The sequence below is a fragment of the Vulgatibacter sp. genome (assembly GCF_041687135.1).
GTDB lineage: Bacteria > Myxococcota > Myxococcia > Myxococcales > Vulgatibacteraceae > JAWLCN01.
Genome location: NZ_JAWLCN010000002.1, coordinates 203,130 through 223,704, shown reverse-complemented (window position 1 = coordinate 223,704; position 20,575 = coordinate 203,130). Strand labels below are relative to the sequence as shown.

Here is a 20,575-nt window from a genome sequence, read left to right as displayed (position 1 = left end):
GGGTCAGTCCTCCCGCCAGTAAAGCAGCGTCCCCAACTTGTCGTCGTAGCGAACCACGGCGGTGATCTTCTTGTTCACGTCGCCCACCTGGCCCGTCGCCTCGATGCGGAACGTCTGGCTGGTGTCGCCGAGAAACTCGTTCTGCTGCGGGCTGTACTGGATCTCGCGCCGCACGTTGATGCCGGCGCCCATGAGCACCTGCGAGAACTGCTGCACCGTGATCCCCATGAAGCCGCCGAACATCCGGAGCGTCTCGATCTCCTGGAGCAGCGCCTGGATCACCATCGGGTCCTTCAACGCGGGAAGGTCGGGGTTCTCTGCCGCGATGAGGATGTTGACGTACTGCTGCATCGGATCCGAGGTGTTGACGTTCATCTCGGTGTTCGGATCCGGGAATACGGTGAAGCGATCGCCGAAGGCCGCCATGAAGCGGTCGCCGATACCCGCCACCTGGTACATCTCCGCCAGGCTGTCGAACTTCGCGTTCTTCGGCTTGTAGTCCGGCCGGTAGCGCGTGTAGGGGCCGACCTCGTCGGAGAAGCCGTCGGTGAGCTGGCCGGTCACCCGGTCCACCGCGGAGCCCACCTCGTTCTCGTCGATCCAGTCCTTGATGTGGACCACGAGCTCCTCGCGGGTGTAGCGCTCCTTGTGCGCGGTGTCCTCGTCGAAGAGGAAGTCCCACCGGGGGTCCCGCCAGAGCAGGGCGAGCTGCTGGGCGAAGACGGCGCCGGTGGTGCCCGGCATGCTGATCCGGTTGAGGTTGAACTTGCTCTCCTCGTCCTCGATCGAGGCGGCGAACGATCCCTCGTAGGTGCCGAACATCTGCAGCCCCGCTGCGGGGACCGCCTCGCCGGGCTTCGGCTCGGTCGGAGCGAGGGGCACGTCCTCCGGCGGGGGGCCTGCCACCGCGCCGACGAACATGTTGATCGACGAGGACTCCACCGGGAGGAGCTCCCAGAGGCGGATCTTCGGCATCGCCATCGCCTGCCCGCCCGTGGCGGCCCCGATCGCCTGGCCGAGCTGCGCGCCCTGCTTGTCGAACTGGTTCTGGAAGTGGAGGACGAGGCGCGAGAGGTTGACCGCGGAGCGGGCCATGTACTCGGCGCGCAGCTCGTCGCGGGCATTGGCTGCCAGGGTGGCGTCCACGCGGGTCTCGTAGGCGAACTCCACCACCACCGCGGTCAGCACCGCGATCGAGGTGAGCACCATCAGCAGCGCCATGCCGCGCTTGCCGCCATCCTTCGAGAGGGTGGTGGCCTTCGGGCGAGCGCCGCCTGCCTTGTCCGAGAAAAGCCGCATGGCTCGTCAACCCCTCCTTGCCTGCTGCCGGCTACTTGCCGAGCGGCGTTCGCAGGAAGACAACCGACTGCGTCGTATACTTCCGCACCTGCCCCGTCTCGTCCTTTGCGTGGATCGTGATCCGCACACGTTCGGGCAGGCGGTCGGTGTAGCCGGTGTCGTGGGTGTCCCACTCCCGGCTCCAGTCCTTCTCCTCGACGTCCCAGTATTCGAAGTCGAGCCCCTCGATGCCGGTGGCGAGGACCGCCTCGGTGCCCCCGTCGTCGGGGTCCTCGTCGATCACCGTCTTCTCGCGGCGGATGAGCGCCAGCTTGTCGCGGTCGTCGGGGTCGCGGTCGATGCGGTACTCGACGACCGACTGGTCGCTCTCCTTGGCGTCCTGGTACATCCGCTCGTGGGCCAGGGTGGTGAAGCGGAGCTCGTCGTCGTCGCCGGAGTCCCTGCCGACGAAGTGGGTGGGCCGCTCCCGGTAGCGCTTCGGATCGTAGTTGTCCGAGATGAAGGCCATCGAGATCTCGCGGCTCATCCGCTGCAGCGAGATCCGGATCCCGTGGTAGTGCTCGGCCTGCTCGGCGACGAGCTGCTTCGCGTCCCAGGTGGGCGCGAAGCTGCCCCACACCAGGGCGGCAAGCACGGCGAGGATCCCGAGGGAGACCATCACCTCGAGGAGGGTGAAGCCGCTGGCGCGGCGCAGGGTCGTCCTCATTTGGGCGGCGCCCACTGCGCCTGCGGCAGGATGACGAAGTGGGTGGTCACGTCCACGCTCTCCGTCTGCTCGCCCTTGCCCCAGGAGACCTTCAGACGCACCTCGCGGACCGACTGCTCGAGGGTCGTGGTGAGGGTGCTCACCTGCGACTCGATCATCGGCGCGAACTGCGCCGCCATCGCGCCCATGCCGCCGGGCAGCGCCGGCGTGGGGCCCCCTGCGGTGTTGGAGGCGGCCTCCACCTCGTCCTCGGCCTGGCCGGTGAACTGCTGCACGAGGTTCTGGACCATCGAGGTGGCACTGCCCTCGTCGAGCTCGGGCTTGACGATCTCCGCCTCCCAGCGGAACTCGTCCCAGCCCTCCTCGGAGAAGTCGCCCGCCATCTTCTGGTCGAACTGGGAGGTGAAGCCCTCCTCGTTGAACTGCGATTCGAGGTCCACCATCTTCGAGCGGGCGAGCATCGTCGCCACCGTCACGCGCTTCGAGTACTGGTGCGCGTTGATGGCGTTGCCGTTGATCCCGACGATCGCGGTGATGGCGAGGGCGAGGATGCCCACGGCGACCATCACCTCGAGGAGCGTGAAGCCACGGGCCTTCCTCATCGGCTCATCTCCCGGTCGGGGATCTCGACCTTGCCCGCCTCGACCCGCGCTCTGCCGGTCATCGGGTTGACGATGATGGTGAAGGTGTCTTCCTCGTCGCTCACGTAGATGTAGGCTCGCTCGGTCTGTCCGTTGGGGAAGAAGTAGAGAAAGGAGGTGCCCGCCTCGTAGGGCTCGGTCTGGTGCTGGGTCCAGACCGACTCGACCCGGATCGGCTCGGAGAGGGTCTTCTTCGGAGCCAGCCCCGACTCGTAGGCGGAGAAGCCGTTCTTCGCCTCGATCTCCTGGCGGGCGGCCTCCTCCTCCTCGGTGCCGGTGATGAACCGGGCCGCATCCTCGATCCGCTTGCCGCGGAGGCTCTCCTCGGTCTTGGTCACGGTCACGCGGCCTGCGGCGCACTCGGGCCAATAGCTCCCGTTGTCGAGGTCGAAGACCATCCGGCAGGTCCTGCCGGAGAGTACGGCCTCGGAGTACATCGCCCGGACGGAACCGGCGACGCGGGCAGCTTCCTCCCGCGTCTTCACGCCGAACGCCGCTTCGACCGAAGGGATCACCACCAGCGCGACGAGGGCGAGGATGCCCACCACGACGCCCAGCTCGATGAGCGTGAAGCCGCGTGCGCCGTTCTTGCTGGTGGAGAGTGCCTTCAAATCGTCTCTCAGTCCGCGTTGGTGATGTCGTCGCCGCCGCCGGGGTTGCCGTCGGGGCCGTACGAGATCAAGTCGAAGCCCTTGGGGTTCTTCTGGCCGGGGTAGAGGTAGACGTAGTCCTTGCCCCAGGGATCCTTCTTGGGCGAGCCCTTGAGCGTGCCGCTCGAGTAGAGGACGCCGATCCCCTCGCTGGTGTTCGGGTAGCGGCCCTTCTTGAGGCGGTACATGTCCATGCCCTGCTCGATCGCCTTGATGTCGAGCTGCGCGGCCTTCGCCTCCGCGTTCGACGCGGCGTCCTGGACGTTGATGGCGACCACGGTCGCGATCAGGCCGAGGATGAAGACCACCACCATGATCTCGATGAGGGTCATGCCGCGGGCGCCGACGTTGCCGCGCTTGGCGACCAGCTTCTGCAAGTAGGACTTCATTCGTTCTCCTCCGCGGCACCCGGCGTCATCGCCGTGGGGGCCGTCTTTCCCTTGGTTTCGTCTGCCTCCGCCGAGGGAGGCGCAAAAAAGATCCCGACGCCGATGAGCGCGAGCAGGGTGGCGACCAGTGCCGTCCAGGCCACGGCGCGCAGACCTCTCTCCAACCGCGACTCGCCCATGGTTTCGTCCCCGCTCCCTTACTGGACCAGCGTGTTCATCTGGAGGATCGGCATCAGGATCGAGAAGACGATGAAGGCGACGATTCCGCCCATCATCACGATCATGATCGGTTCCAGCAGGCTGGTGAGGGCGGCGATGCGGGTCTCGACCTGCGAGTCGTACGCATCGGCCACGTTGGTGAGCATCTCTTCGAGCTGGCCGGAGCGCTCGCCGATCGCGACCATGTGGTAGACGATCGGCGGGAACTGCCCGCTGCGCTTCAGCGGACCGGCGATCGACTCGCCCTCCTTGATCGACTCGCGGGCGTTCTCGATCACCTTCGAGAGCACGGTGTTGGTGACCAGCGCCTTGACGATCCCCATCGCGGTGAGCAGGGGAACGCCGCTCTTGAGGAGCGTCGAGAGGGTGCGGGAGAAGCGGGCGATCGCGAGCATCCGGATCATCTGCCCCAGCACCGGCGACTTGAGCAGGAGCTCGTCGAACTTCTCGGTTCCCTTCGGCGTCTTCTTCCACTTCGCGAAGAACCAGCCGCCGAGCGCCAGCAGCGCCACCACCACGTACCAGTACTGGCTCACCAGGTTGGAGGCGCCGATGAGGATGCGGGTGAGCAGGGGCAGGGTGGCGCCCATGTCCTCGAACATCTGCGAGATCTTCGGCACCACCACCGTGAGCAGCACCACCACGATGAGCATGCCGATGCCCATCATGATCGCCGGGTACATCAGCGTGCCGAAGATCTTCGACCGCAGGCGCGCCTGCGCCTCGGTGAAGTCGGCGAGGCGCGTGAGCACCACGTCGAGGGCGCCCGAGTGCTCACCCGAGCGGACCATGTTCACGTAGAGGTTCGAGAACGCGCGCGGGTGCTCCTGCAGCGCATCGGCCAGCGCCGCGCCCTCGTTCACGCGCTCCTTCACCTGGGTGACGATGGTCTTCAGCCGCTCGTGCTCCACCTGATCGATGAGCGCGGTGAGCGCCTCGACCAGCGGGATCCCCGCGTGGAGCAGGGTGGCCAGCTGCCTGGTGAGAATGGCGATGTCGTCGGTGCCGATGCGGCCGACGAAGAGCTGCTTGAGCTTGAGGTTGCGGGCGGTGCCGCCGGCGGCGACCGCACCGGCCCCCTGCCGCTCGGCGGTGACCTCGGTGAGGAAGATCCCGTCCTTGCGGAGCAGCTGCCGCAAGACCTTGGCGCTCTCGGCGTCACGCACGCCGGTGATCTGTTTCCCGGCGTCGTTGAACGCCTTGTACTCGAAGACCGGCATGTCAGAGCACCACGTCGTCCTGGACCACGCGCAGCACTTCGGCTGCAGAGGTGATCCCGCGGGCGACCTTCACGGCGCCATGCTCGCGCAGCGCCATCATCCCCTTGCCGAGGGCGTGCTTCTTGATGGTGTTCGAGTCGACGTTCCTGAGGATCATCTGCCGGATCTCGTCGTCGACGAGCATCATCTCGTAGATGCCGGTGCGGCCCTTGTAGCCGAGGTTGTTGCACTCCTGGCAGCCCTTGGGGCGCATGAGCACGCCGGTGCCGGTGCGCTCCATGATCTCGGGGGTGATGCCCACCTCCTCGAGCTCCTCCTTCGACGGCTGGTACGGCTCCTTGCAGTGCTTGCAGAGCGTGCGCACCAGGCGCTGCGCCAGCGAACCGACCAGCGACGAGGCCACGAGGAAGGGCTCCACGCCCATGTCGACGAGACGGGTGATCGCACCAGGGGCGTCGTTGGTGTGGACGGTGGAGAGCACGAGATGGCCGGTGAGCGAGGCCTGGATCGCGATCTCGGCGGTCTCGATGTCTCGAATCTCGCCGACGAGGATCACGTCGGGATCCTGGCGGAGGAAGGAGCGCAGCGCGCCGGCGAAGGTGAGGCCGATCTTCGGCTGCACCGCCACCTGGTTCACGCCCTTCATCTGGTACTCGACCGGGTCCTCTGCCGTGAGGATCTTGAGGTCGGGCTTGTTGATCTTGTGAAGGCCCGCGTAGAGCGTGGTCGTCTTGCCGGAGCCCGTGGGGCCGGTGACGAGCACGATGCCGTGGGAGCGGTGGAGCAGCTGGTCGATGATCTCGTACTGCTCCTGCTCGAAGCCGATGTCCTTCAGGTCGAGCATCACGCTCGAGCGGTCGAGCAGACGCATCACGCAGCTCTCGCCCCACGCGGTGGGGATGGTCGAGAGGCGGATGTCGACCTCTTTGCCGGCGATCTTGATCCGGATGCGGCCGTCCTGCGGGAGACGGGTCTCCGCGATGTTCAGCTGCCCCATGATCTTGATGCGGGAGGTGATCGCCTTCTGGAAGCGCTTCGGAGGCTTGATCACCTCCTTGAGCACGCCGTCGACGCGGAACCGGACGAGCAATTCCTTTTCGAAGGGCTCGATGTGGATATCGGAGGCGCGCTCCTTCACCGCGCGCTTCATCAGCCAGTTCACGAGGCGGATGATCGGGGCCTCGTCGTCGCCGGAGTCGATGAGGTCGGGGGCCTCCTCGACTTCCTGCGCGAGGGTCTCGTTCTCCTCCTCGTCCAGCTGCGAGCCCATCGCGTCGGCGTCGTGGGCGAGCCGCTCGAAGACGGTGTGGATCGCGTCGATCACCACCTGCTGGGTGGCGACCACGGGCGAGACCCGGGCCTGCAGGGTGAGGCGCGCCTGATCGAGGGCGGTGGTGTCCACCGGGTCGGCGACGGCGACGACGATCTCGCCGTCCGCCCGCCACAGCGGCATCATCTTGTACTGCTTGGCGAAGTTGATCGGGATCCGCTGGACGAGCTCGGTGTCGACCTTGTTGTCGTCGATCTTCTCGAGGAAGGGCAGGTCGAGCTGCAGCGCGAGGGCCTGCAGCACCTGCTCCTCGGTGACCGCCTTCATGCCGACGAGGACCTCGCCGAGGCGGCTGCCCGACTCGTCCTGCTTCGCCAGGGCCTCGGCGATCTTCGCCTCGGAGAGGCCGGCGGTGTGGCGCAGGATCTCGCCGATGGGCCTGCCGCACAGGAGGGCGGTGTCGTTCGCCGCCAGCTCGGCGTCGAAGGCGCCGGCCGTCCGGGCATCGAGGTTCATCAGGGGCATTCCGTCGCTCGCCATCTCACCTTCCCTGCCGGGTTGGCCCCGGCCCGTTCCACTCCACGACTTCGGTCTGGTTTGGAACGGTGACTCGACGTGGTCCCTTCCAGCTCGTGGAAGGCACAGGGCTCAGGGAGCCTGCTCGCCCGCTTCGTCCATCTCCTCCGCTGCATCCGGGGTCACCATCCCCGGAGAGACCGGGGGCTCGGTCGGCAGCGTGCCGGTCTCCTCGGCGCCTTCCCCGCCGGCAGGCGCGGGCTCGGTGGCCGCCTCGGTGCCCGGCGCTGCGCCAGGCTCCGCGGCGGCCTCGCCCTCGGGCGTGCTGCCGCGGGGCACGACCTGGATCTCGGTGCGCGGCCGGACCTCGGTCTCGCCGGGGGCGCCGGGGCCGCCGTTCTCCACCTTCTGCAGCTCGCCCCGCACGTCGCGCGCGAGGAGGGCAACCGGGCCGGCCTTGCGGGCGTAGTCGATCGGGACCTCGTACTCGGTGGAGGTGCCGTAGAAGGCGGCGATGAACTCGTCGCGCTCCCGCATCTTCCGCTCGAAGATCCGGCGGAAGTCCGACTGGTCGCGGATGATGTAGGGCGTGAGGAAGAGCAGGAGGTTGGTGCGCGCCTTGGTGGTCGAGGTGTCGCGGAAGAGCCTGCCGATCACCGGGATGTCGCCGAGGATCGGGGTCTTCGCCACCGAGTTGATGGTGCGCTCCTGGATCAGGCCGCCGATGACGACGGTGGTCTGGTCCTTGGCCACCACCACAGTCTTGGCGGTGCGCTTGGCGGTGGTGGGCCCGAGGGTCGGATCCTGCTCCGCGATCTCCTCGGTCTGCTCCTCCACCTCCATGCGGATGTAGTCGCTCTCGTTGATCTGCGGCTTGATCTTGAGCTTGAGCTCGACGTTCTGGCGCTGGATCGGCGCGTAGAAGGAACTGAGGCCGCCGCCCAGGCCGCCGAGGGCGGAGCCGAGCAGGGCGCTGCTCGCGCCGGTGCCACCCGCCGCGCCGCTCAGCAGGTTGGAGATGCCCTGCGGCGCGAAGCCCGCCTGGAAGGGGACGTTCTGGCCGACGGTGATCTCGGCCTCCTCGTTGTCCGAGGTGAGGATGTGCGGGGTGGAGAGCACGTTCACGTCGGAGTTGCTGCTCAGGGCGTGCAGCACCACGCCGAAGGAGGGGAGCGCCACGCCGAGCTCCGCCGCAGCGGGGATCGGGGGCCCCTGCATCCCGGCGAGGAAGCCGCCGAGGGAGACGAGGCTCGAGAGGTTGAGCGAGCGCGCGGGGCCGACCTGCGAGCCGGCGATGATCGGCGCGATGCCGTCCTCGGTGTCGACGGTGGCGCCGCCGTGGAAGGAGAGGCCGTACTCGTCGTTGTTGCGGAGGTTGACCTCCATGATCACCGCTTCGACGAAGACCTGGCGGCGCGGGATGTCGAGGCGCTCGATCACCTTGGTGATGCTCTTGTAGTCCTGGGCGCTGGCGACGATCACGAGGGAGTTGGTCGCCGTGTCCGCGGAGATCTTCACCTCGCCGGCGAAGAGCTCGGCGGTGCCGGGCTGCGCCTGATCCTGGCCGGGACGGGCGGCGCGGCGGGGGGTGGGGCGCGCCGGCGCCGCGGTGCCGCCGGTGGTCAGCCCCTGCAGCGTGGTGGCGAGCTCCTCGGCGTTGGCGTTCTCGAGGTAGTAGACGTTGACGCGGCCGGTGTCGCCGGTGGGAACGTCGAGCTGGCGGACGAGGTCGGTGATCTGATCGAAGGCGCGGCTCGAGGCGATGACGATGAGCTTGTTGGTGCGCTCGTCTGCGATCACCCGGGTGATCGAGACCGCACCGCCCTCGAGATCGGCGCCGGGAGCCGCTGCCGTCGCAGGCTTCGCGGGGGTGGCGCGGCCGCGGGCTGCGGCCTGCCCGCCGCCGCCCTGGCTCTCGAAGATCTGGAGGAGCTTGTCGGCGAGCTCCTGGGCGTTGGCGTACTCGACCTGGAGGATGCGCAGCTCGTCACCGCCGCCGGGCTGATCGAGGGACTGGATGATCCGCTCGATGCGGCGGAGGTTGAGCGCCACCTCGGTGATGATGAGGGTGTCCGGCGGAAGCGGGATGATGCTCGCGTCCTTGGAGGCGAGCTGCTTCAGCGGGTTGGCCAGCGAATCGGTCTCGGCGTACTTGAGGCGCAGGACCTTGGTCACCATGCGCTCGTCCGCGGGGATCGGCGCGTTGGGATCGGTATAGGTCCAGACGTGGCTGTTGGGCGCTGCGCGCTTCTCCACCAGCTTCAGGTACTGGCCCACCGGATAGACGGTCCAGTTGTTCGCCTCGAGGGCGGAGAGGAAGGCGGCGTAGGCCTCGTTGGCGGTGACGAGGCCGGTGCCGTCCTCGGGGCCGACGATGGTGATCTTGCCGCGGACGTTCTCCGGCACGATGAAGAGCTTGCCGGTGAAGTCCGAGATGGTCTGGACCACGTCGGCGATGTCGGCCTTGTCGAAGTCGAGCTGGAAGCGGCCCCGGCGGCGCGCCTCCTCGCGCATCTCCTGCTGCTCCTCGGCGGTGCGGCCGTTGGTCGTGCCTGCAGCGGTGCCGGTGCCACTGGTGGTGCCCTGCTGGGCCCGGGTGGTCGGGGGCGCCGGCGGGGGCACCGGAGCGGCGGGGGCGTTGGGGCGGGGCGGCAGCGGCGTCGAGGGCCGGATCGGCTGGGTCTGGGGACCCGGGCGCTGCGCCTGGAGCTGCTGGTTGAGGACGCCGCCCGGCAGGCGGAGGCGGTTCTTCTGCGCCTCCCGCTCCTCCAGCTTCTCCTTCTTGTCGACAGGCGCCGGCGGGCGCACGGGAACCTGCGCGATGGCGGTCAGCGGCGCCAGCAGCAGGGAGGCGGATGCGAGCGTCGCGGTGGCGGTGCGGAGGATGGGCATCGGCGTTTCGTGCTCCTGAAGCGGTGCCGAGTCGCATCCCTCGCGATACGCCTGCCGTGGTGGCCGGCTTCGCGTGCGCCGGCAACTACTGGATGGAATAGGACTTGGTCACCGGCTTGCCCCGCCGCTCCAGCTCGATCTCGATCTTCGAGGATTCCTTGAGCTTGGTGTAGACCTCGAGGGCCTTGTCGGGGCTGTTGATCTCGTAGCCGTTGATGCGGCGGATCACGTCGCCGTTCTGGATGCCGATCTTCGAGTAGATCGAGCCGGGACGGATCGAGAAGAGCTTGAAGCCGTTCGCGGTGCCGTTCTTGAACGACGGCACGATGCGGGCCTGCGTGGCGATGGAGTTGAGGTTCGACAGCTGCTTGTCGATCTCCTCGCGGGGGATGACGTAGTTGTTCTCGTCGACCTGGTTGATCCCCTCGCCGGAGGAGGACGCAGGCGCCGCTGCAACCGGCGCCGCCACCGCGGGCACCGGCGCGGCGGCGTCGCCGATGGCCAGGAACTCCTTGCGACCCTGGTTGAGGAGGATCACGCGGAGACGATCGACGGAGAGGATCTCGGCGCCCATGAACTGGTCGCCAGGGAGATACATCCCGACGTTCTGGTTGCTGTCGTCCCGGATGGTGGCGAACGACCACTCGTTCCTGTTCGCGACCATGGTGCCGATGAGCGAGGCGCGGAGGCTGCTCTTCACCGGCTCGGCGTTGGGATCGAAGGCGGGGGTCGCTGCCACTTCGGCAGGCTCCTCCTTCGGGAGCTCGATGCCGAAGACGCGCGCGGTCTGCTCCAGGTTGATGGAGGCCAGCCCGAGCCGGGGCGGAGCGGTGCGCTTGCCGGCGTCCGCGGCTTGCACCCTCACCGGCGGCGCCAGCTGCGCCGCGACGAAGGTGTTGACGGTCCGCGCCGCCAGGAGCCCGGCGAGAGCCAGGAAGGCGAGGTTGACCGACCAGAAGTATTTGCGGAAGAGAAGCTCCATGCACCCGTATCCTGCCGGAGTTGATTAGCAACCGATGTGCCATCGGGTCGCGACGGGCCAACGGACCCTTCCCGCCGCGAATTCCTTGGGGAAACCGGGACGAGGGTCATGCCATTCGGTGCCTGGGGAGCCGGCGGGCAGGCAGGTCCCTGCCAATTTGGCAAACGAGGTCGCCGGACACGGGACCTCGTGTCAATCCGGCAGAGGGCGGATGGAAGAACCGGTCAGACGGTCTCGGGCTCGCCGGCGGACTTCTCGCGGTCGAGCTTGCGGTAGATGGTCCGGGTCGCGATGCCGAGCAGCTGGGCCGCCAGGGTCTTGTCCCCCTGGGTGTGGCGCAGGGTCTCGTGGATCACCCGCATCTCGATCTCGTCCATCGGGGTGCCGATCGGGATGACGATGGCCCTGCTGGCCGGCGCTGCGTCGGCAGCGCCGCGTACCGTCTCCGGCAGATCGCCGAGATCGATCACCTCGGTGCGGCTGAGGACGACGGCGCGCTCCACCGCGTTCTCGAGCTCGCGCACGTTCCCCGGCCAGCCGTAGCGCTCCATCGCCTCCTGGGCCTGCTTCGAGAAGCCGGTGATCTGCTTGCCGTTCTTCTCGCAGAAGGCCCGGAGGAAGTGGTTGGCGAGGAGGAGCACGTCGCCGGTGCGCTCGCGCAGCGGCGGGAGGCCGAGCTTCACCACGTTGAGGCGGTAGTAGAGGTCCTCGCGGAAGCGCCCCTCCTTCACCTCCTGGGCGAGGTCGCGGTTGGTCGCCGCCACGAGGCGCACGTCGACCTTCACCGGGCTGGTGCCGCCGAGGCGCTCGAACTCGCCCTCCTGGATCACGCGGAGGAGCTTCACCTGCACCGCGGGGCTCATCTCGCCCACCTCGTCGAGGAAGAGCGTGCCCTTGTGGGCGCGCTCGAAGCGGCCTTCCTTGCGGCCCACCGCGCCGGTGAACGCGCCCTTCTCGTAGCCGAAGAGCTCGCTCTCGAGGATCGACTCGGGGATCGCGGCGCAGTTGATCGGGATGAAGGGGCCGTCCGCACGGTTCGAGAGGTCGTGGATCGCCCGGGCGACCAGCTCCTTGCCCGTGCCGCTCTCGCCGAGGACGAGGATGGTGGCGGAGGAGGGGGCTGCCTGGCGGACGATGTCCATGGTGGCGCGGAAGGCGGGGGAGGCGCCGACGATCCCGCCGGCCTTGGAGAGCTGCGCCACCCTGGCGCGCAGGCGCTTGTTCTCCTCGACCAGCTCCTGCTTCTCGAGGGCCTTGCGCACGCTCTTCACCAGGTTGTGGCGCTTGAGCGGCTTGGTGAGGAAGTCGTAGGCCCCTTCCTTCATCGCCTCTACCGCGGTCTCCACCGTGCCGTAGGCGGTCATCAGCACCACCTCGGTCCCGGGGGAGACGGTGCGGGCGGCGCGGAGGAGGTCGACCCCCGACATGCCGGGCATCTGCAGGTCCGTCACCAGCACGTTCACCCGCTCGCGGCGGAGCTGATCGAGCCCCTGCTCGCCGGTGGCGGCGGTGGCGGTGCGCAGGCCCTCCTTCTGGAAGATGCGGGCCACCGACTCGAGGTTGGCCGCCTCGTCGTCGACGACGAGGACCAGCGGGGCGGAGCTGTCTGCGGTGCGGTTCTCGGTCATGTTCTCAAGGCTCGTGGAAACGCAAGCTCGGGTGCTACCTCGGCAACCGCCATCTGCGCCGCTTCCTTCCGGCGCCGTGGTTGCCCCATCCCCGCCAATGCCCACGGTTGGAGGAAAGCGGAGGGCATACGAGATGCGGGACACCACTATGCGGGAGAGCGCACGCGAGGTCACCGGGGACTTTCTGCAGCTGTCTTTGGCGGAGCAGCTGCTCGTGCTGCGGCGCATCGTCCCGGCGGTGGCCGATCGGCTCGAGAAGGGGGAGCTGCTCGGCTTTCTCCGCGACCTCTTCGGCGAGGCGGCCTGGTACGAGCGCCACGGCGGCGTGCAGGGCGAGCGGCCCACCCGCCGCGGCGAACGCTTCTCCCACGCGGCCCGGGATCAGAAGGCCTGGCGCTTCCTCAAGGAGGTGGCGGCGGAGGCGGAGCTCGACGCACCGGGCGATGCGGCGCCGCCGGTGGCGGCGGTGCTCTGCGCGGTACAGCGGCGGATCAGCGAGCGGGAGGCACAGCAATTCCTCGCCCAGCTGCCGGAGGGGATCCAGGCGCTCGGCGCCTGCGACGTGCACGCCGACCTCGCCACCGGCGACTCCTCGTTCGGCAGGCAGGGCTTCCTCGTGCAGGTGGCGTCCCACGCCGAGCTGGGCGGCGAGGAAGACGCCGACCGGGTGGCCGGGGCGGTCTTCCGCGTGGTGCGGCGCTGGATCAGCGAGGGCGAGATGCGCGACGTGGAGAGCCAGCTCCCCGCCGACATGAAGGGGCTGCTGGGCTGACGTTGGATCAGAAGCAGATGGTGCCGTGGACGAGGCCGTCGCGGACCTCGGTCCAGCAGAGCTCCTGGGTTCGAGCCGAGCACGTGCCTTCGACCAGCGTGCCGGGCTCGGTCTCCGCCGGCGCCTCGCAGAAGCCGGCGCATTGGCTGCCGTCGGTGCAGGGCAGGCCGGCGTCCGGCGTGGGGAGGAAGCACGTGGCCGGATCATCGTCGAGCGCGAGGTGGTAGCTCTCGCCGCCGAGCGCCCTGCATTCCTCTTCCGTCCTCACGTCGGGCGCCTCGCAGCTCCCGTCCTCGAGGACCACCCAACCCACCGCGGTGCACCGATCGGCGGTGACCCGGTCGGTTCGTTTCGCGTTCAGGTGCGGCGCAGGCTCTCGGTCTCCACAACCGCCGAGCAGCAGGAGTGCGGCGATCACGGTGATGCGCGACATCGGTCTTCCCCCATCGATGATGGACGAAGGGGCATCGTCGCCGGTCCCTTCACCCCAGGCAACAGGCGGCGCCGCCGGCGTGCGGGGACTCGCCAGCGAGGGCGGCGGTCGGCATGGGCGCCGACAGCCGCCACCCCTGGAGGGGCGGCGGTTCCGGAGGGCAGGGCCCCTATGCTCGCCCGATGGATGCGGCGATCGTTCTCGGACTCGTGCTCGTGGCGATGGTCCTCTTCGCCATCGAGCGCGTGCCGATCGAGGTCGCATCGCTGGTGTTGATGGTCCTGATCGCCCTCTCCGGCGTCCTGACGCCGGCGGAGGCCTTCGCCGGCATCTCGAACGAGACGGTGATCTTCATCTTCGCCCTGCTGGCGATGACCCGCGGCCTCGGCTCGACGGGGGTGATGCAGATCGTCGGCAGGCGGGCTGCGTTCGCCACCCGCTTCGGCGAGCGCACCTTCTCGACGGTGCTCTTCGCCGTCGTGGCGGGCTTCTCCTCCATCGCGTCGAACACGGCGGTGACCGCGGCGTTCCTGCCGGTGGTCTCGGCAGCTGCGGCGCGGGCGCGCATCCCCCGCAGCCGGATCCTCCTGCCCATGGCCTACAGCTCGATGCTGGGCGGGACGATCCTGCTCTTCGGCACCTCGACCAACCTGGTGGTCAGCGAGGCGATGGCGGGGATGGGCATGCGGCGGATCGGCTTCTCCGAGCTGGCGGTGATCGGCCTGCCGCTGACCTGCATCGCCATCGCGTGGATGGTCTTCACCAGAGGCCGCCTTCCGGTCCGAAAGGAGCAACGGGGCGACGAACCGCTCGCCCACCGCAAGTTCGTCACCGAGGCGGTCCCCGTGGCGAACTCCCGCCTGCTCGGCCGGGACGTGGTGGAGGCGGCGACCGATCTCGGCCTGGACGTGATCGCGATCGTGCGCAAGCAGACCTGGATCCCCGCGGAGCCGGGCGTGCGGATCGGACCGCGCGATCGGCTGATCATCCGCGGCGGCAGGCACGAGATCCTCCGGGTGAAGGATCTGCGCAGCGTCATCCTCGGCGGCGAGGCGCAGGAAGAGGGGCCGCCAGGCCCCGCGACCATCCTCGTCGAGGCCTTCGTCCCGCCGCACTCGCCGCTGGTGGGCAGGTCGCTCCACGGCTTCCTCTTCCGCGAGCGCCTCGGCCTGGCGCCGCTGGCGCTGCACCGCCATCCCACCGTCGAGTTGGGGCGAAGTCCGCACGAAGCGATCTTCGAGGCGCGATCGATCGAGCGGGTGCGCCTCGACGCCGGCGACGTGATCCTGCTGAGCGGTCCGCCGCGCCGCATGCGCGGGCTGGCGCAAGGCGACCTCCTCACCATCCTCGGCACCGTCGCCTACCAGCGGCCGCGCTACCGGAAGGCCGGGCTCGCGCTGCTCATCTTCGCGGCGGCGGTCGGCGCAGCGGGGGCCCGCGTGGTGCCGCCGGCCATCGCCGGACTCACCGGCATGCTGGCGATGATCGCCACCCGCTGCGTCGACGCCGCCGACGCCTTCCGGGTCGAGTGGCGCGTGGTGTTGCTCATCGGCTCGCTGCTGGCGCTCGGCGCCGCGATGGAGGCGAGCGGCGCCGGCGCCCTCGTCGCCGGAGCGCTGCTCCCGGTGGCGGAGATCGGCGGCCCTCGCGCCGCGCTCTTCACCGTGATGCTCCTCACCGTGTTGCTCTCGGCGCCGATGAGCAACCAGGCGGCGGCGCTGGTGCTGCTGCCGGTGGGCGTCCAGATCGCGCAGATGCTCGGCGTCGACGCGCGGCCCTTCGCCATCGGCACCTGCCTCGCCGCCTCGTGCTCCTTCGTGACGCCGCTCGAGCCCTCCGCCGCCCTGGTCTACGGCCCGGGCCACTACCGCTTCTCCGACTTCGTCCGCGCGGGCACGCCGCTCACCTTGCTGGCGCTGGTGTTGCTGACCGTCGCCGTGCCGTGGCTCTGGCCCTTCGGTTGAAGCCTCAAGAACCCGAGACGGTGAGCTCGGCGAAGCGGATCGTCGGCGCCCCCACGCTGCCGCGGAAGTCGATGTCGTCGCCCACCGCGTCGATGGTCTGGAGCATGTCGAGCATGTGGCCGGCGACCGTGACCTCCTGCACCGGCTCGGCGAACTCGCCGTTGCGGATCCAGATGCCGTTGGCACCCCGCGAGTAGTCGCCGGTGACGGTGTTCGCGCCGCGGCCGAGCATCGCGGTGACGTAGAGCCCGTTCTTCACCGACTTCACGATCGACTGCGCCGGCGTGTCGCCTGCGTGGAGGTGGAAGTTGGTGACGCCGATCCCCGGGAGCGACGAGTAGCCACGGCGCGCGTTGCCGGTGGGCTTCGCCTTCGCCTTCCGCGCGGTGGCGCTGTCGTAGAGGAAATTCTGGAGCACGCCGCGCTCGATCACCGGCGTGCGCCTGGTGGCGATCCCCTCGCCGTCGAAGGGGGCGGTGGAGATGCCCCCGGGGAGCAGGCCGTCGTCCACGACGGTGATGCTCTCCGGCGCGATCCGCTTGCCGAGTTTGTCGCCGAGGAAGGAGGAGCCCTTGCGCACCAGGTCGCCGTTCACCGCGGAGGCGATTCCGGCCACGAAAGAGGCGGCGATGGTGGGCTCGAAGATCACCGGCACCCGCTGGGTCTTCACCTTCTTCGCGCCGAGCATGCGCGCTGCGCGCCGGGCCGCGATCCGCCCGATCTCCTCCGGCGTCTCCAGATCGCGCAGGCGCCGCTTGTAGTCGACCCAGTAGGCGGTCTGGAGCTGGCCGTCGTCGCCCTTCGCCACCGGCGCGGCGAAGAGGTAGACGTAGGTGCCCCGGTAGCGCTCGTGGAGCCCCTCGCTCGAGTGGATGGCCACGTCGGCCACGAAGTCGCCGGCGCCCACCGACTCGAAGTTGGAGACGCGCTTGTCCTCCGCCTTGCCGGCGCGCTCCATCGTCCGCGCCGCCTCGATCTTCCAATCGGTGGTGAGCCCCTCGATCTCCGGATCGAAGAGGCCGTGGAGCTCGGGGTTGCGGCTCTTCAAGGCTCGCTCGTCGGGGAGCTTGTTGCTCGCATCCTTCGCAGCGACCTTCGCCAGCGCCACCGCCCGGCGCACGAACTCCTCGAGGGCCGCGTCGGAGAAGTCGCTGGTATAGGCGAAGCCGAGGCGCCCCTCGACGATCACGCGCAGGCCGAGACCTTTGCCTTCCGCCTGGGTGAGATCCTCGACCTCTCCCTCGCGCACCCGCACCGCCGCCTCGCGGGTGCGCTCGCCGTAGGCCTCCGCCTGCGTGGCGCCGAGGCGCCGCGCGCGCTTCACCACGCGCTCGCAGATGTCGAGCAGATCCACGGTTGCCATCTCAAGCCACCTTCCCGGCGCCGACCTTCGTCCCGCCCACCGTCAGACCGTCGATGCGCACCGTCGGCAGGCCCACGCCCACCGGCACGCTCTGCCCGTCCTTGCCGCAGGTGCCGATGCCGGGATCCGGCGTCGGGTCGCAGCCGACCATCGAGACGCCGGCGAGCGCCTCGGGCCCCACGCCGATCAGCGTGGCGTTCTTCACCGGGCGGGTGAGCTTGCCCTTCTCGATCAGGTAGGCCTCGGCCACCTCGAAGACGAAATTGCCGTTCGAGATGTCGACCTGCCCGCCGCCGAAATGCTTGCAGTAGAGGCCCCGGTCGACGCTGCGGATGATCTCGTCGGGGGTCGAGTCCCCGGGGGCGAGATAGGTGTTGGTCATCCGGGGCAGCGGGTAGTGCTTGAACGACTGCCGCCTGCCGCTGCCGGTGCTCTTCTGCTTCATCAGCCGGGCGTTGTGCTTGTCGAACATGTAGCCGCGCAGGATGCCGTTCTCGATCAGCACCTTCCGCTCGGCGGGAACGCCCTCGTCGTCCACGTTCACCGAGCCGCGGGCGTTGGCCATGGTGCCGTCGTCGATGACGGTGACCTTGTCGGAGGCGACCTTCTCGCCGAGCTTGCCGGCGTAGAGGCTGGTGCCCTTGCGGATGAAGTCGGCCTCGAGCCCGTGGCCGATCGCCTCGTGGAGGAGGATGCCGCTCCAGCCCGGCGCCAGCACCACCGTCTGCGGACCGGCAGGTGCGTCGACTGCGCCCAGCGTCGCGATCGCCTGGCGTGCTGCCTCGCGGGCCACGTCCTCGGGCCGAAAGTTGTCGAAGTGGCCGATGCCGACCCGGCCGCCGCCGCCGTAGGAGCCGGTGCGGCGCTCGCCGTCCTTGCCCTGCGCCACCACCTGCACGTGGATCCTGCAGAGATCCTGCTCGTCCTCCGCGTAGTAGCCCTCGGTGTTGGCGACGGCGACCTTCTTCGAGTGATCCGCCCAGGAGGCCTGCACCTGGGTGATCCGGCGATCGTAGGCCCGGGCGGTGGCGTCGGCGCGCTCGACCAGGTCGACCTTCCGGGCGATCGCCACGTCGGCGAGCGGCTCGATCACGTGGTAGTAGCGCGGCACCGAGATCCGGGAGACGCGGATCGGCTCCTCCTTGCCGCCGCTCGCCGCCACCGCCGCAGCGGTGCGGGCGGTCTGGTCGAGGGTGCGGTCGTCGAGGTCGTCGCTCCAGGCGTAGCCGACCCGGGCGCCGTGGATGGCGCGGATCCCCACGCCGCTCGACATGCCCACCGCTGCCGACTTGATCTTCCCCTCGTCGAGGAGGACCGAGGTGGTGGCGCCCCGTTCGACGTAGACCTCGGCGAAATCGGCGCCGCGGCCCATGGCGAGGCCGAGGAGGCGCTCGATGGTCGCGATCGGGAGGGGTGGGGGCGGGGTGCTGGCGACGAGGGGCGCTGCAGGCGCGCGCCCGCGACCGGTGCGGGCTGCTGGCTGCTGCGGGCCGGTGCGTGGGGCCGTGCGTGGCTGCGGGGTCCGTCTCGTCGCCATCCGTCGCTCTCCTGCAGGAACAGGGAGCAACGGGTAGCAACTACCCGTGCCCGAATCAACGATCCAGGCGCGGGTCCAGTGCGCTTCCGCCTGGTCAGAGACCCGAGACGATCTTCCAGTCCTCGCCTTCGCGGCGGAACTCGAGGCGGTTCAGGTCCATCTGCTGCCGCCACTCGTCGGCCCGCGGCAGATCGAGGCGGTAGCGGTAGTCGAAGCGGTAGTCGACCTGGGCCTGCTCCTCGTCGTCGCCCTCGACGTTCACCTTGCGGACGTCGACGACGAGGCGCTGCTCCGCCACCTTGGCGAAGGCTTCGACCAGCCGGTCGCGGAGCCCCACCTTGTCGTAGTCGTCGGCGGCGACGTGCGGCGTGCCCGGATCCTCGAAGTAGCGATCGCTGGTCATGGCGAGGATGCGCTCGACGTCGCGATCCTCGACGGCCCGCCGGTACTGCTCGACGGCGCGGAGGATCTCGCGGTTCTGCTCGGTGTCCTCGATGCGCGTATTGCCGATGTATCGGGTGGCGCACGCCGTGGCGGACAGGGCGGCGAGCACGACGAGAATGGTGCGCTTCACGGCTATGCTTCCTCCGGCCGGCAATGGGGCTCGAACCGCCGGCTTTCTGCCCACAAACCACCCACCTGTCAACGTATTCCCCGGCTGCCTGCCCACCGGGCGGAAGGCCGCGGAAGGTGCCGGGCAGGCAGGCGCCGCGCCTTCCGGCTCCGTTGCCGAGGCCTGCTCGCGTGCGGACGCTTCACCCATGAGGCGCGTGATCCTGGCGGCGTTGGGTGTATCGGTTGGTCTCTTCGGCTGCGCCACCGCTGGTGGCCCGGAGCCGGTGACGGGGTATCCGGCCCTCGAGAAGACGGCGGGGCCCGACATCGAACCACGGGAGCTGGGCAGGCCGGTGGAGCGGCTCGACGCCGCCTCCTTCGCCCGGGTGGAGGAGGCGCTCCAGGCCGGCGGCTGGCTCGATCCGGTGCCGCTGCCCGGGGAGATGCGCCTCGCGCTCCTCGCCGTGCAGCGGGAGGAGGGGCTCGCCCCCACCGGCTGGCTCGACGCGGATACCGCTTCGGCGCTCGGCCTCGAGGCCGACGAGGTCCTGCCCATCGAGGCGGGGGCCGGCGCCTACTGGAGCGCCGGCGCCACCCTCGACGGTGGCATGGTCGGCGGCGAGCCGGGGCCTGCGTCGCTGCCGCCCGATCCCGCGGCGCTGGGGGCCAGCCAGCCTGCAGCACCCGCGGACCCCGCGTTCCAATTCGCCGAGGCCCGCAGGCTCCGGGCCGCCGCCCGGGTGCTCCGCGGCAGGGCGGCGCGGGCCGAGGGGCGGGAGCGCGCCTTCTTCGAGGCGCAGGCAGCCAAGGCCGAATCCGTCTTCCGGCTCCACGCCGAGCAACTCGAGGATCTGGGCGGGGCCACCGCGCTCGCCGGGCTCGAGCTGGTCCAGGCCGACGGTGAGGAGGCGGTTGCGGGGATAGAGGAGGGTGAGGAGGTCCGCGCCGCCTACGGTGAGGATCTCGTGGAGCTCTCCCCCGAGGAGATCGAGCGGATGCAGCGCACGCTCTGGGCGGAGGGCTTCTACCACCAGGCGCCGAACGGGCAGCTCGACGATCCGACCCGGCAGGCGATCCGGGCCTGGCAGACCGCGCAGGGGTGGGTTCCCACCGGCGCGGTGGACGAGGGAACCGCGGACCGCCTCGTCTCGGCGCCGGAGGCCCGGACGCCGCAGGGGCTCGAGCCGCCCGGCTCGCCGCAGCCCGGCGGCGCCGCGCCGCCGCAGAACGGCCAGGCCGGCGCGCCTGCAGGCGGCGAGGGGAACGCGGAGACGGGCGAGGACCTCCCGGCGGACTGAACTCGACGCGGCGCGGCACCGGCATGCGCTCGCCACCCCGCCTGCCGATTGCACGCGGGGTGGCTGCATTTTCCCTCGATTGGTGCGACGATGCCTGCCGTTCACGAGTCGGGTGCGACACGCATGGAAAGCGTGCCGCGTCAAAGGTCTTGGAGCGATTCCGCTGCCTTGACACTCCTTTGGCGCGCTTGCTATTCACGCTGGCCCAATCCCTACATGACTCGCCCGTCACCGACACGTC

The 20,575-nt window shown here is 69.4% G+C and carries 18 protein-coding genes; 3 read left to right on the top strand and 15 right to left on the bottom strand.

Features of this window, described 5'->3' with window-relative positions; genetic code table 11:
* Nucleotides 1-3 precede the first annotated feature (3 nt).
* From ACESMR_RS04835 to ACESMR_RS04785, 11 genes are all read right to left on the bottom strand, one after another.
* Nucleotides 4-1,299 (bottom strand): general secretion pathway protein GspK, encoded by a 1,296-nt coding sequence (locus tag ACESMR_RS04835; protein WP_373045544.1) that lies wholly within the window; start codon nt 1,297-1,299, stop codon nt 4-6.
* 31 nt (nt 1,300-1,330) lie between these two features.
* A complete protein-coding gene (locus ACESMR_RS04830) occupies nt 1,331-2,005 on the bottom strand; it encodes a type II secretion system protein GspJ (protein WP_373045543.1) in 675 nt (224 codons plus the stop codon).
* Nucleotides 2,002-2,607 (bottom strand): prepilin-type N-terminal cleavage/methylation domain-containing protein, encoded by a 606-nt coding sequence (locus tag ACESMR_RS04825; RefSeq protein ID WP_373045541.1) that lies wholly within the window; start codon nt 2,605-2,607, stop codon nt 2,002-2,004. Before ACESMR_RS04825 ends, ACESMR_RS04830 begins: the two co-directional genes overlap by 4 nt.
* Nucleotides 2,604-3,257 (bottom strand): Tfp pilus assembly protein FimT/FimU, encoded by a 654-nt coding sequence (locus tag ACESMR_RS04820; RefSeq protein ID WP_373045539.1) that lies wholly within the window; start codon nt 3,255-3,257, stop codon nt 2,604-2,606. Before ACESMR_RS04820 ends, ACESMR_RS04825 begins: the two co-directional genes overlap by 4 nt.
* 8 nt (nt 3,258-3,265) lie before the next feature.
* A complete protein-coding gene (gene gspG, locus ACESMR_RS04815) occupies nt 3,266-3,685 on the bottom strand; it encodes a type II secretion system major pseudopilin GspG (protein ID WP_373045537.1) in 420 nt (139 codons plus the stop codon).
* Nucleotides 3,682-3,864 (bottom strand): hypothetical protein, encoded by a 183-nt coding sequence (locus ACESMR_RS04810; protein WP_373045536.1) that lies wholly within the window; start codon nt 3,862-3,864, stop codon nt 3,682-3,684. Before ACESMR_RS04810 ends, gspG begins: the two co-directional genes overlap by 4 nt.
* Before the next feature lie 18 nt (nt 3,865-3,882).
* Entirely contained in the window at nt 3,883-5,124 is a 1,242-nt protein-coding gene (gene gspF, locus ACESMR_RS04805; RefSeq protein ID WP_373045535.1) for a type II secretion system inner membrane protein GspF, read from the bottom strand.
* A gap of 1 nt (nt 5,125) precedes the next feature.
* Entirely contained in the window at nt 5,126-6,910 is a 1,785-nt protein-coding gene (gspE, locus tag ACESMR_RS04800) for a type II secretion system ATPase GspE (RefSeq protein ID WP_373046413.1), read from the bottom strand.
* 132 nt (nt 6,911-7,042) lie between these two features.
* Nucleotides 7,043-9,802 carry a type II secretion system secretin GspD gene (gene gspD, locus ACESMR_RS04795; RefSeq protein WP_373045533.1) on the bottom strand — a complete coding sequence of 920 codons (2,760 nt, stop codon included), beginning with the start codon at nt 9,800-9,802 and terminating at the stop codon, nt 7,043-7,045.
* A gap of 85 nt (nt 9,803-9,887) precedes the next feature.
* Nucleotides 9,888-10,784 (bottom strand): type II secretion system protein GspC, encoded by an 897-nt coding sequence (gene gspC, locus ACESMR_RS04790; protein WP_373045532.1) that lies wholly within the window; start codon nt 10,782-10,784, stop codon nt 9,888-9,890.
* A 224-nt stretch (nt 10,785-11,008) separates the two neighbouring features.
* Entirely contained in the window at nt 11,009-12,412 is a 1,404-nt protein-coding gene (locus ACESMR_RS04785; RefSeq protein ID WP_373045530.1) for a sigma-54-dependent transcriptional regulator, read from the bottom strand.
* A 133-nt stretch (nt 12,413-12,545) separates the two neighbouring features.
* Between ACESMR_RS04785 and ACESMR_RS04780 the strand changes: the two genes are divergently transcribed.
* Nucleotides 12,546-13,184, top strand: coding sequence for a DUF2267 domain-containing protein (locus ACESMR_RS04780; RefSeq protein ID WP_373045529.1), 639 nt, complete (start codon nt 12,546-12,548; stop codon nt 13,182-13,184).
* A gap of 7 nt (nt 13,185-13,191) precedes the next feature.
* On the opposite strand, the gene ACESMR_RS04775 is transcribed toward ACESMR_RS04780, so the two are convergent.
* Entirely contained in the window at nt 13,192-13,617 is a 426-nt protein-coding gene (locus ACESMR_RS04775; RefSeq protein ID WP_373045527.1) for a hypothetical protein, read from the bottom strand.
* A 182-nt stretch (nt 13,618-13,799) separates the two neighbouring features.
* Here ACESMR_RS04775 and ACESMR_RS04770 point away from each other — a divergent pair, with 182 nt between their 5' ends.
* On the top strand, nt 13,800-15,581 hold the full coding sequence (locus ACESMR_RS04770) for an SLC13 family permease (protein ID WP_373045525.1): 1,782 nt from the start codon (nt 13,800-13,802) through the stop codon (nt 15,579-15,581).
* A gap of 4 nt (nt 15,582-15,585) precedes the next feature.
* Here the strand turns inward: ACESMR_RS04770 and ACESMR_RS04765 are convergent, their stop codons facing one another.
* The 3 genes from ACESMR_RS04765 to ACESMR_RS04755 all read right to left on the bottom strand — a co-directional run bounded on the left by ACESMR_RS04765 (nt 15,586) and on the right by ACESMR_RS04755 (nt 19,055).
* Entirely contained in the window at nt 15,586-16,944 is a 1,359-nt protein-coding gene (locus ACESMR_RS04765) for a TldD/PmbA family protein (RefSeq protein WP_373045524.1), read from the bottom strand.
* A 1-nt stretch (nt 16,945) separates the two neighbouring features.
* Nucleotides 16,946-18,481 carry a TldD/PmbA family protein gene (locus tag ACESMR_RS04760; protein ID WP_373045522.1) on the bottom strand — a complete coding sequence of 512 codons (1,536 nt, stop codon included), beginning with the start codon at nt 18,479-18,481 and terminating at the stop codon, nt 16,946-16,948.
* Nucleotides 18,482-18,575: 94 nt separating this feature from the next.
* Complete coding sequence (locus ACESMR_RS04755) at nt 18,576-19,055, bottom strand: hypothetical protein (protein ID WP_373045521.1); 480 nt, start codon at nt 19,053-19,055, stop codon at nt 18,576-18,578.
* 187 nt (nt 19,056-19,242) lie between these two features.
* Here ACESMR_RS04755 and ACESMR_RS04750 point away from each other — a divergent pair, with 187 nt between their 5' ends.
* Nucleotides 19,243-20,334 (top strand): peptidoglycan-binding domain-containing protein, encoded by a 1,092-nt coding sequence (locus tag ACESMR_RS04750; RefSeq protein ID WP_373045520.1) that lies wholly within the window; start codon nt 19,243-19,245, stop codon nt 20,332-20,334.
* Nucleotides 20,335-20,575: the final 241 nt, after the last annotated feature.

Bases quoted from the DNA above. Each gene is read 5' to 3' on its own strand.
- gspE (WP_373046413.1), bottom strand. From the start codon at position 6,910: ATGAACCTCGATGCCCGGACGGCCGGCGCCTTCGACGCCGAGCTGGCG.
- gspG (WP_373045537.1), bottom strand. From the start codon at position 3,685: ATGAAGTCCTACTTGCAGAAGCTGGTCGCCAAGCGCGGCAACGTCGGC.
- gspD (WP_373045533.1), bottom strand. From the start codon at position 9,802: ATGCCCATCCTCCGCACCGCCACCGCGACGCTCGCATCCGCCTCCCTG.
- ACESMR_RS04770 (WP_373045525.1), top strand. From the start codon at position 13,800: ATGGATGCGGCGATCGTTCTCGGACTCGTGCTCGTGGCGATGGTCCTC.
- gspC (WP_373045532.1), bottom strand. From the start codon at position 10,784: ATGGAGCTTCTCTTCCGCAAATACTTCTGGTCGGTCAACCTCGCCTTC.
- ACESMR_RS04780 (WP_373045529.1), top strand. From the start codon at position 12,546: ATGCGGGACACCACTATGCGGGAGAGCGCACGCGAGGTCACCGGGGAC.
- gspF (WP_373045535.1), bottom strand. From the start codon at position 5,124: ATGCCGGTCTTCGAGTACAAGGCGTTCAACGACGCCGGGAAACAGATC.
- ACESMR_RS04835 (WP_373045544.1), bottom strand. From the start codon at position 1,299: ATGCGGCTTTTCTCGGACAAGGCAGGCGGCGCTCGCCCGAAGGCCACC.
- ACESMR_RS04785 (WP_373045530.1), bottom strand. From the start codon at position 12,412: ATGACCGAGAACCGCACCGCAGACAGCTCCGCCCCGCTGGTCCTCGTC.
- ACESMR_RS04765 (WP_373045524.1), bottom strand. From the start codon at position 16,944: ATGGCAACCGTGGATCTGCTCGACATCTGCGAGCGCGTGGTGAAGCGC.
- ACESMR_RS04825 (WP_373045541.1), bottom strand. From the start codon at position 2,607: ATGAGGAAGGCCCGTGGCTTCACGCTCCTCGAGGTGATGGTCGCCGTG.
- ACESMR_RS04810 (WP_373045536.1), bottom strand. From the start codon at position 3,864: ATGGGCGAGTCGCGGTTGGAGAGAGGTCTGCGCGCCGTGGCCTGGACG.
- ACESMR_RS04830 (WP_373045543.1), bottom strand. From the start codon at position 2,005: ATGAGGACGACCCTGCGCCGCGCCAGCGGCTTCACCCTCCTCGAGGTG.
- ACESMR_RS04775 (WP_373045527.1), bottom strand. From the start codon at position 13,617: ATGTCGCGCATCACCGTGATCGCCGCACTCCTGCTGCTCGGCGGTTGT.
- ACESMR_RS04750 (WP_373045520.1), top strand. From the start codon at position 19,243: ATGAGGCGCGTGATCCTGGCGGCGTTGGGTGTATCGGTTGGTCTCTTC.
- ACESMR_RS04760 (WP_373045522.1), bottom strand. From the start codon at position 18,481: ATGGCGACGAGACGGACCCCGCAGCCACGCACGGCCCCACGCACCGGC.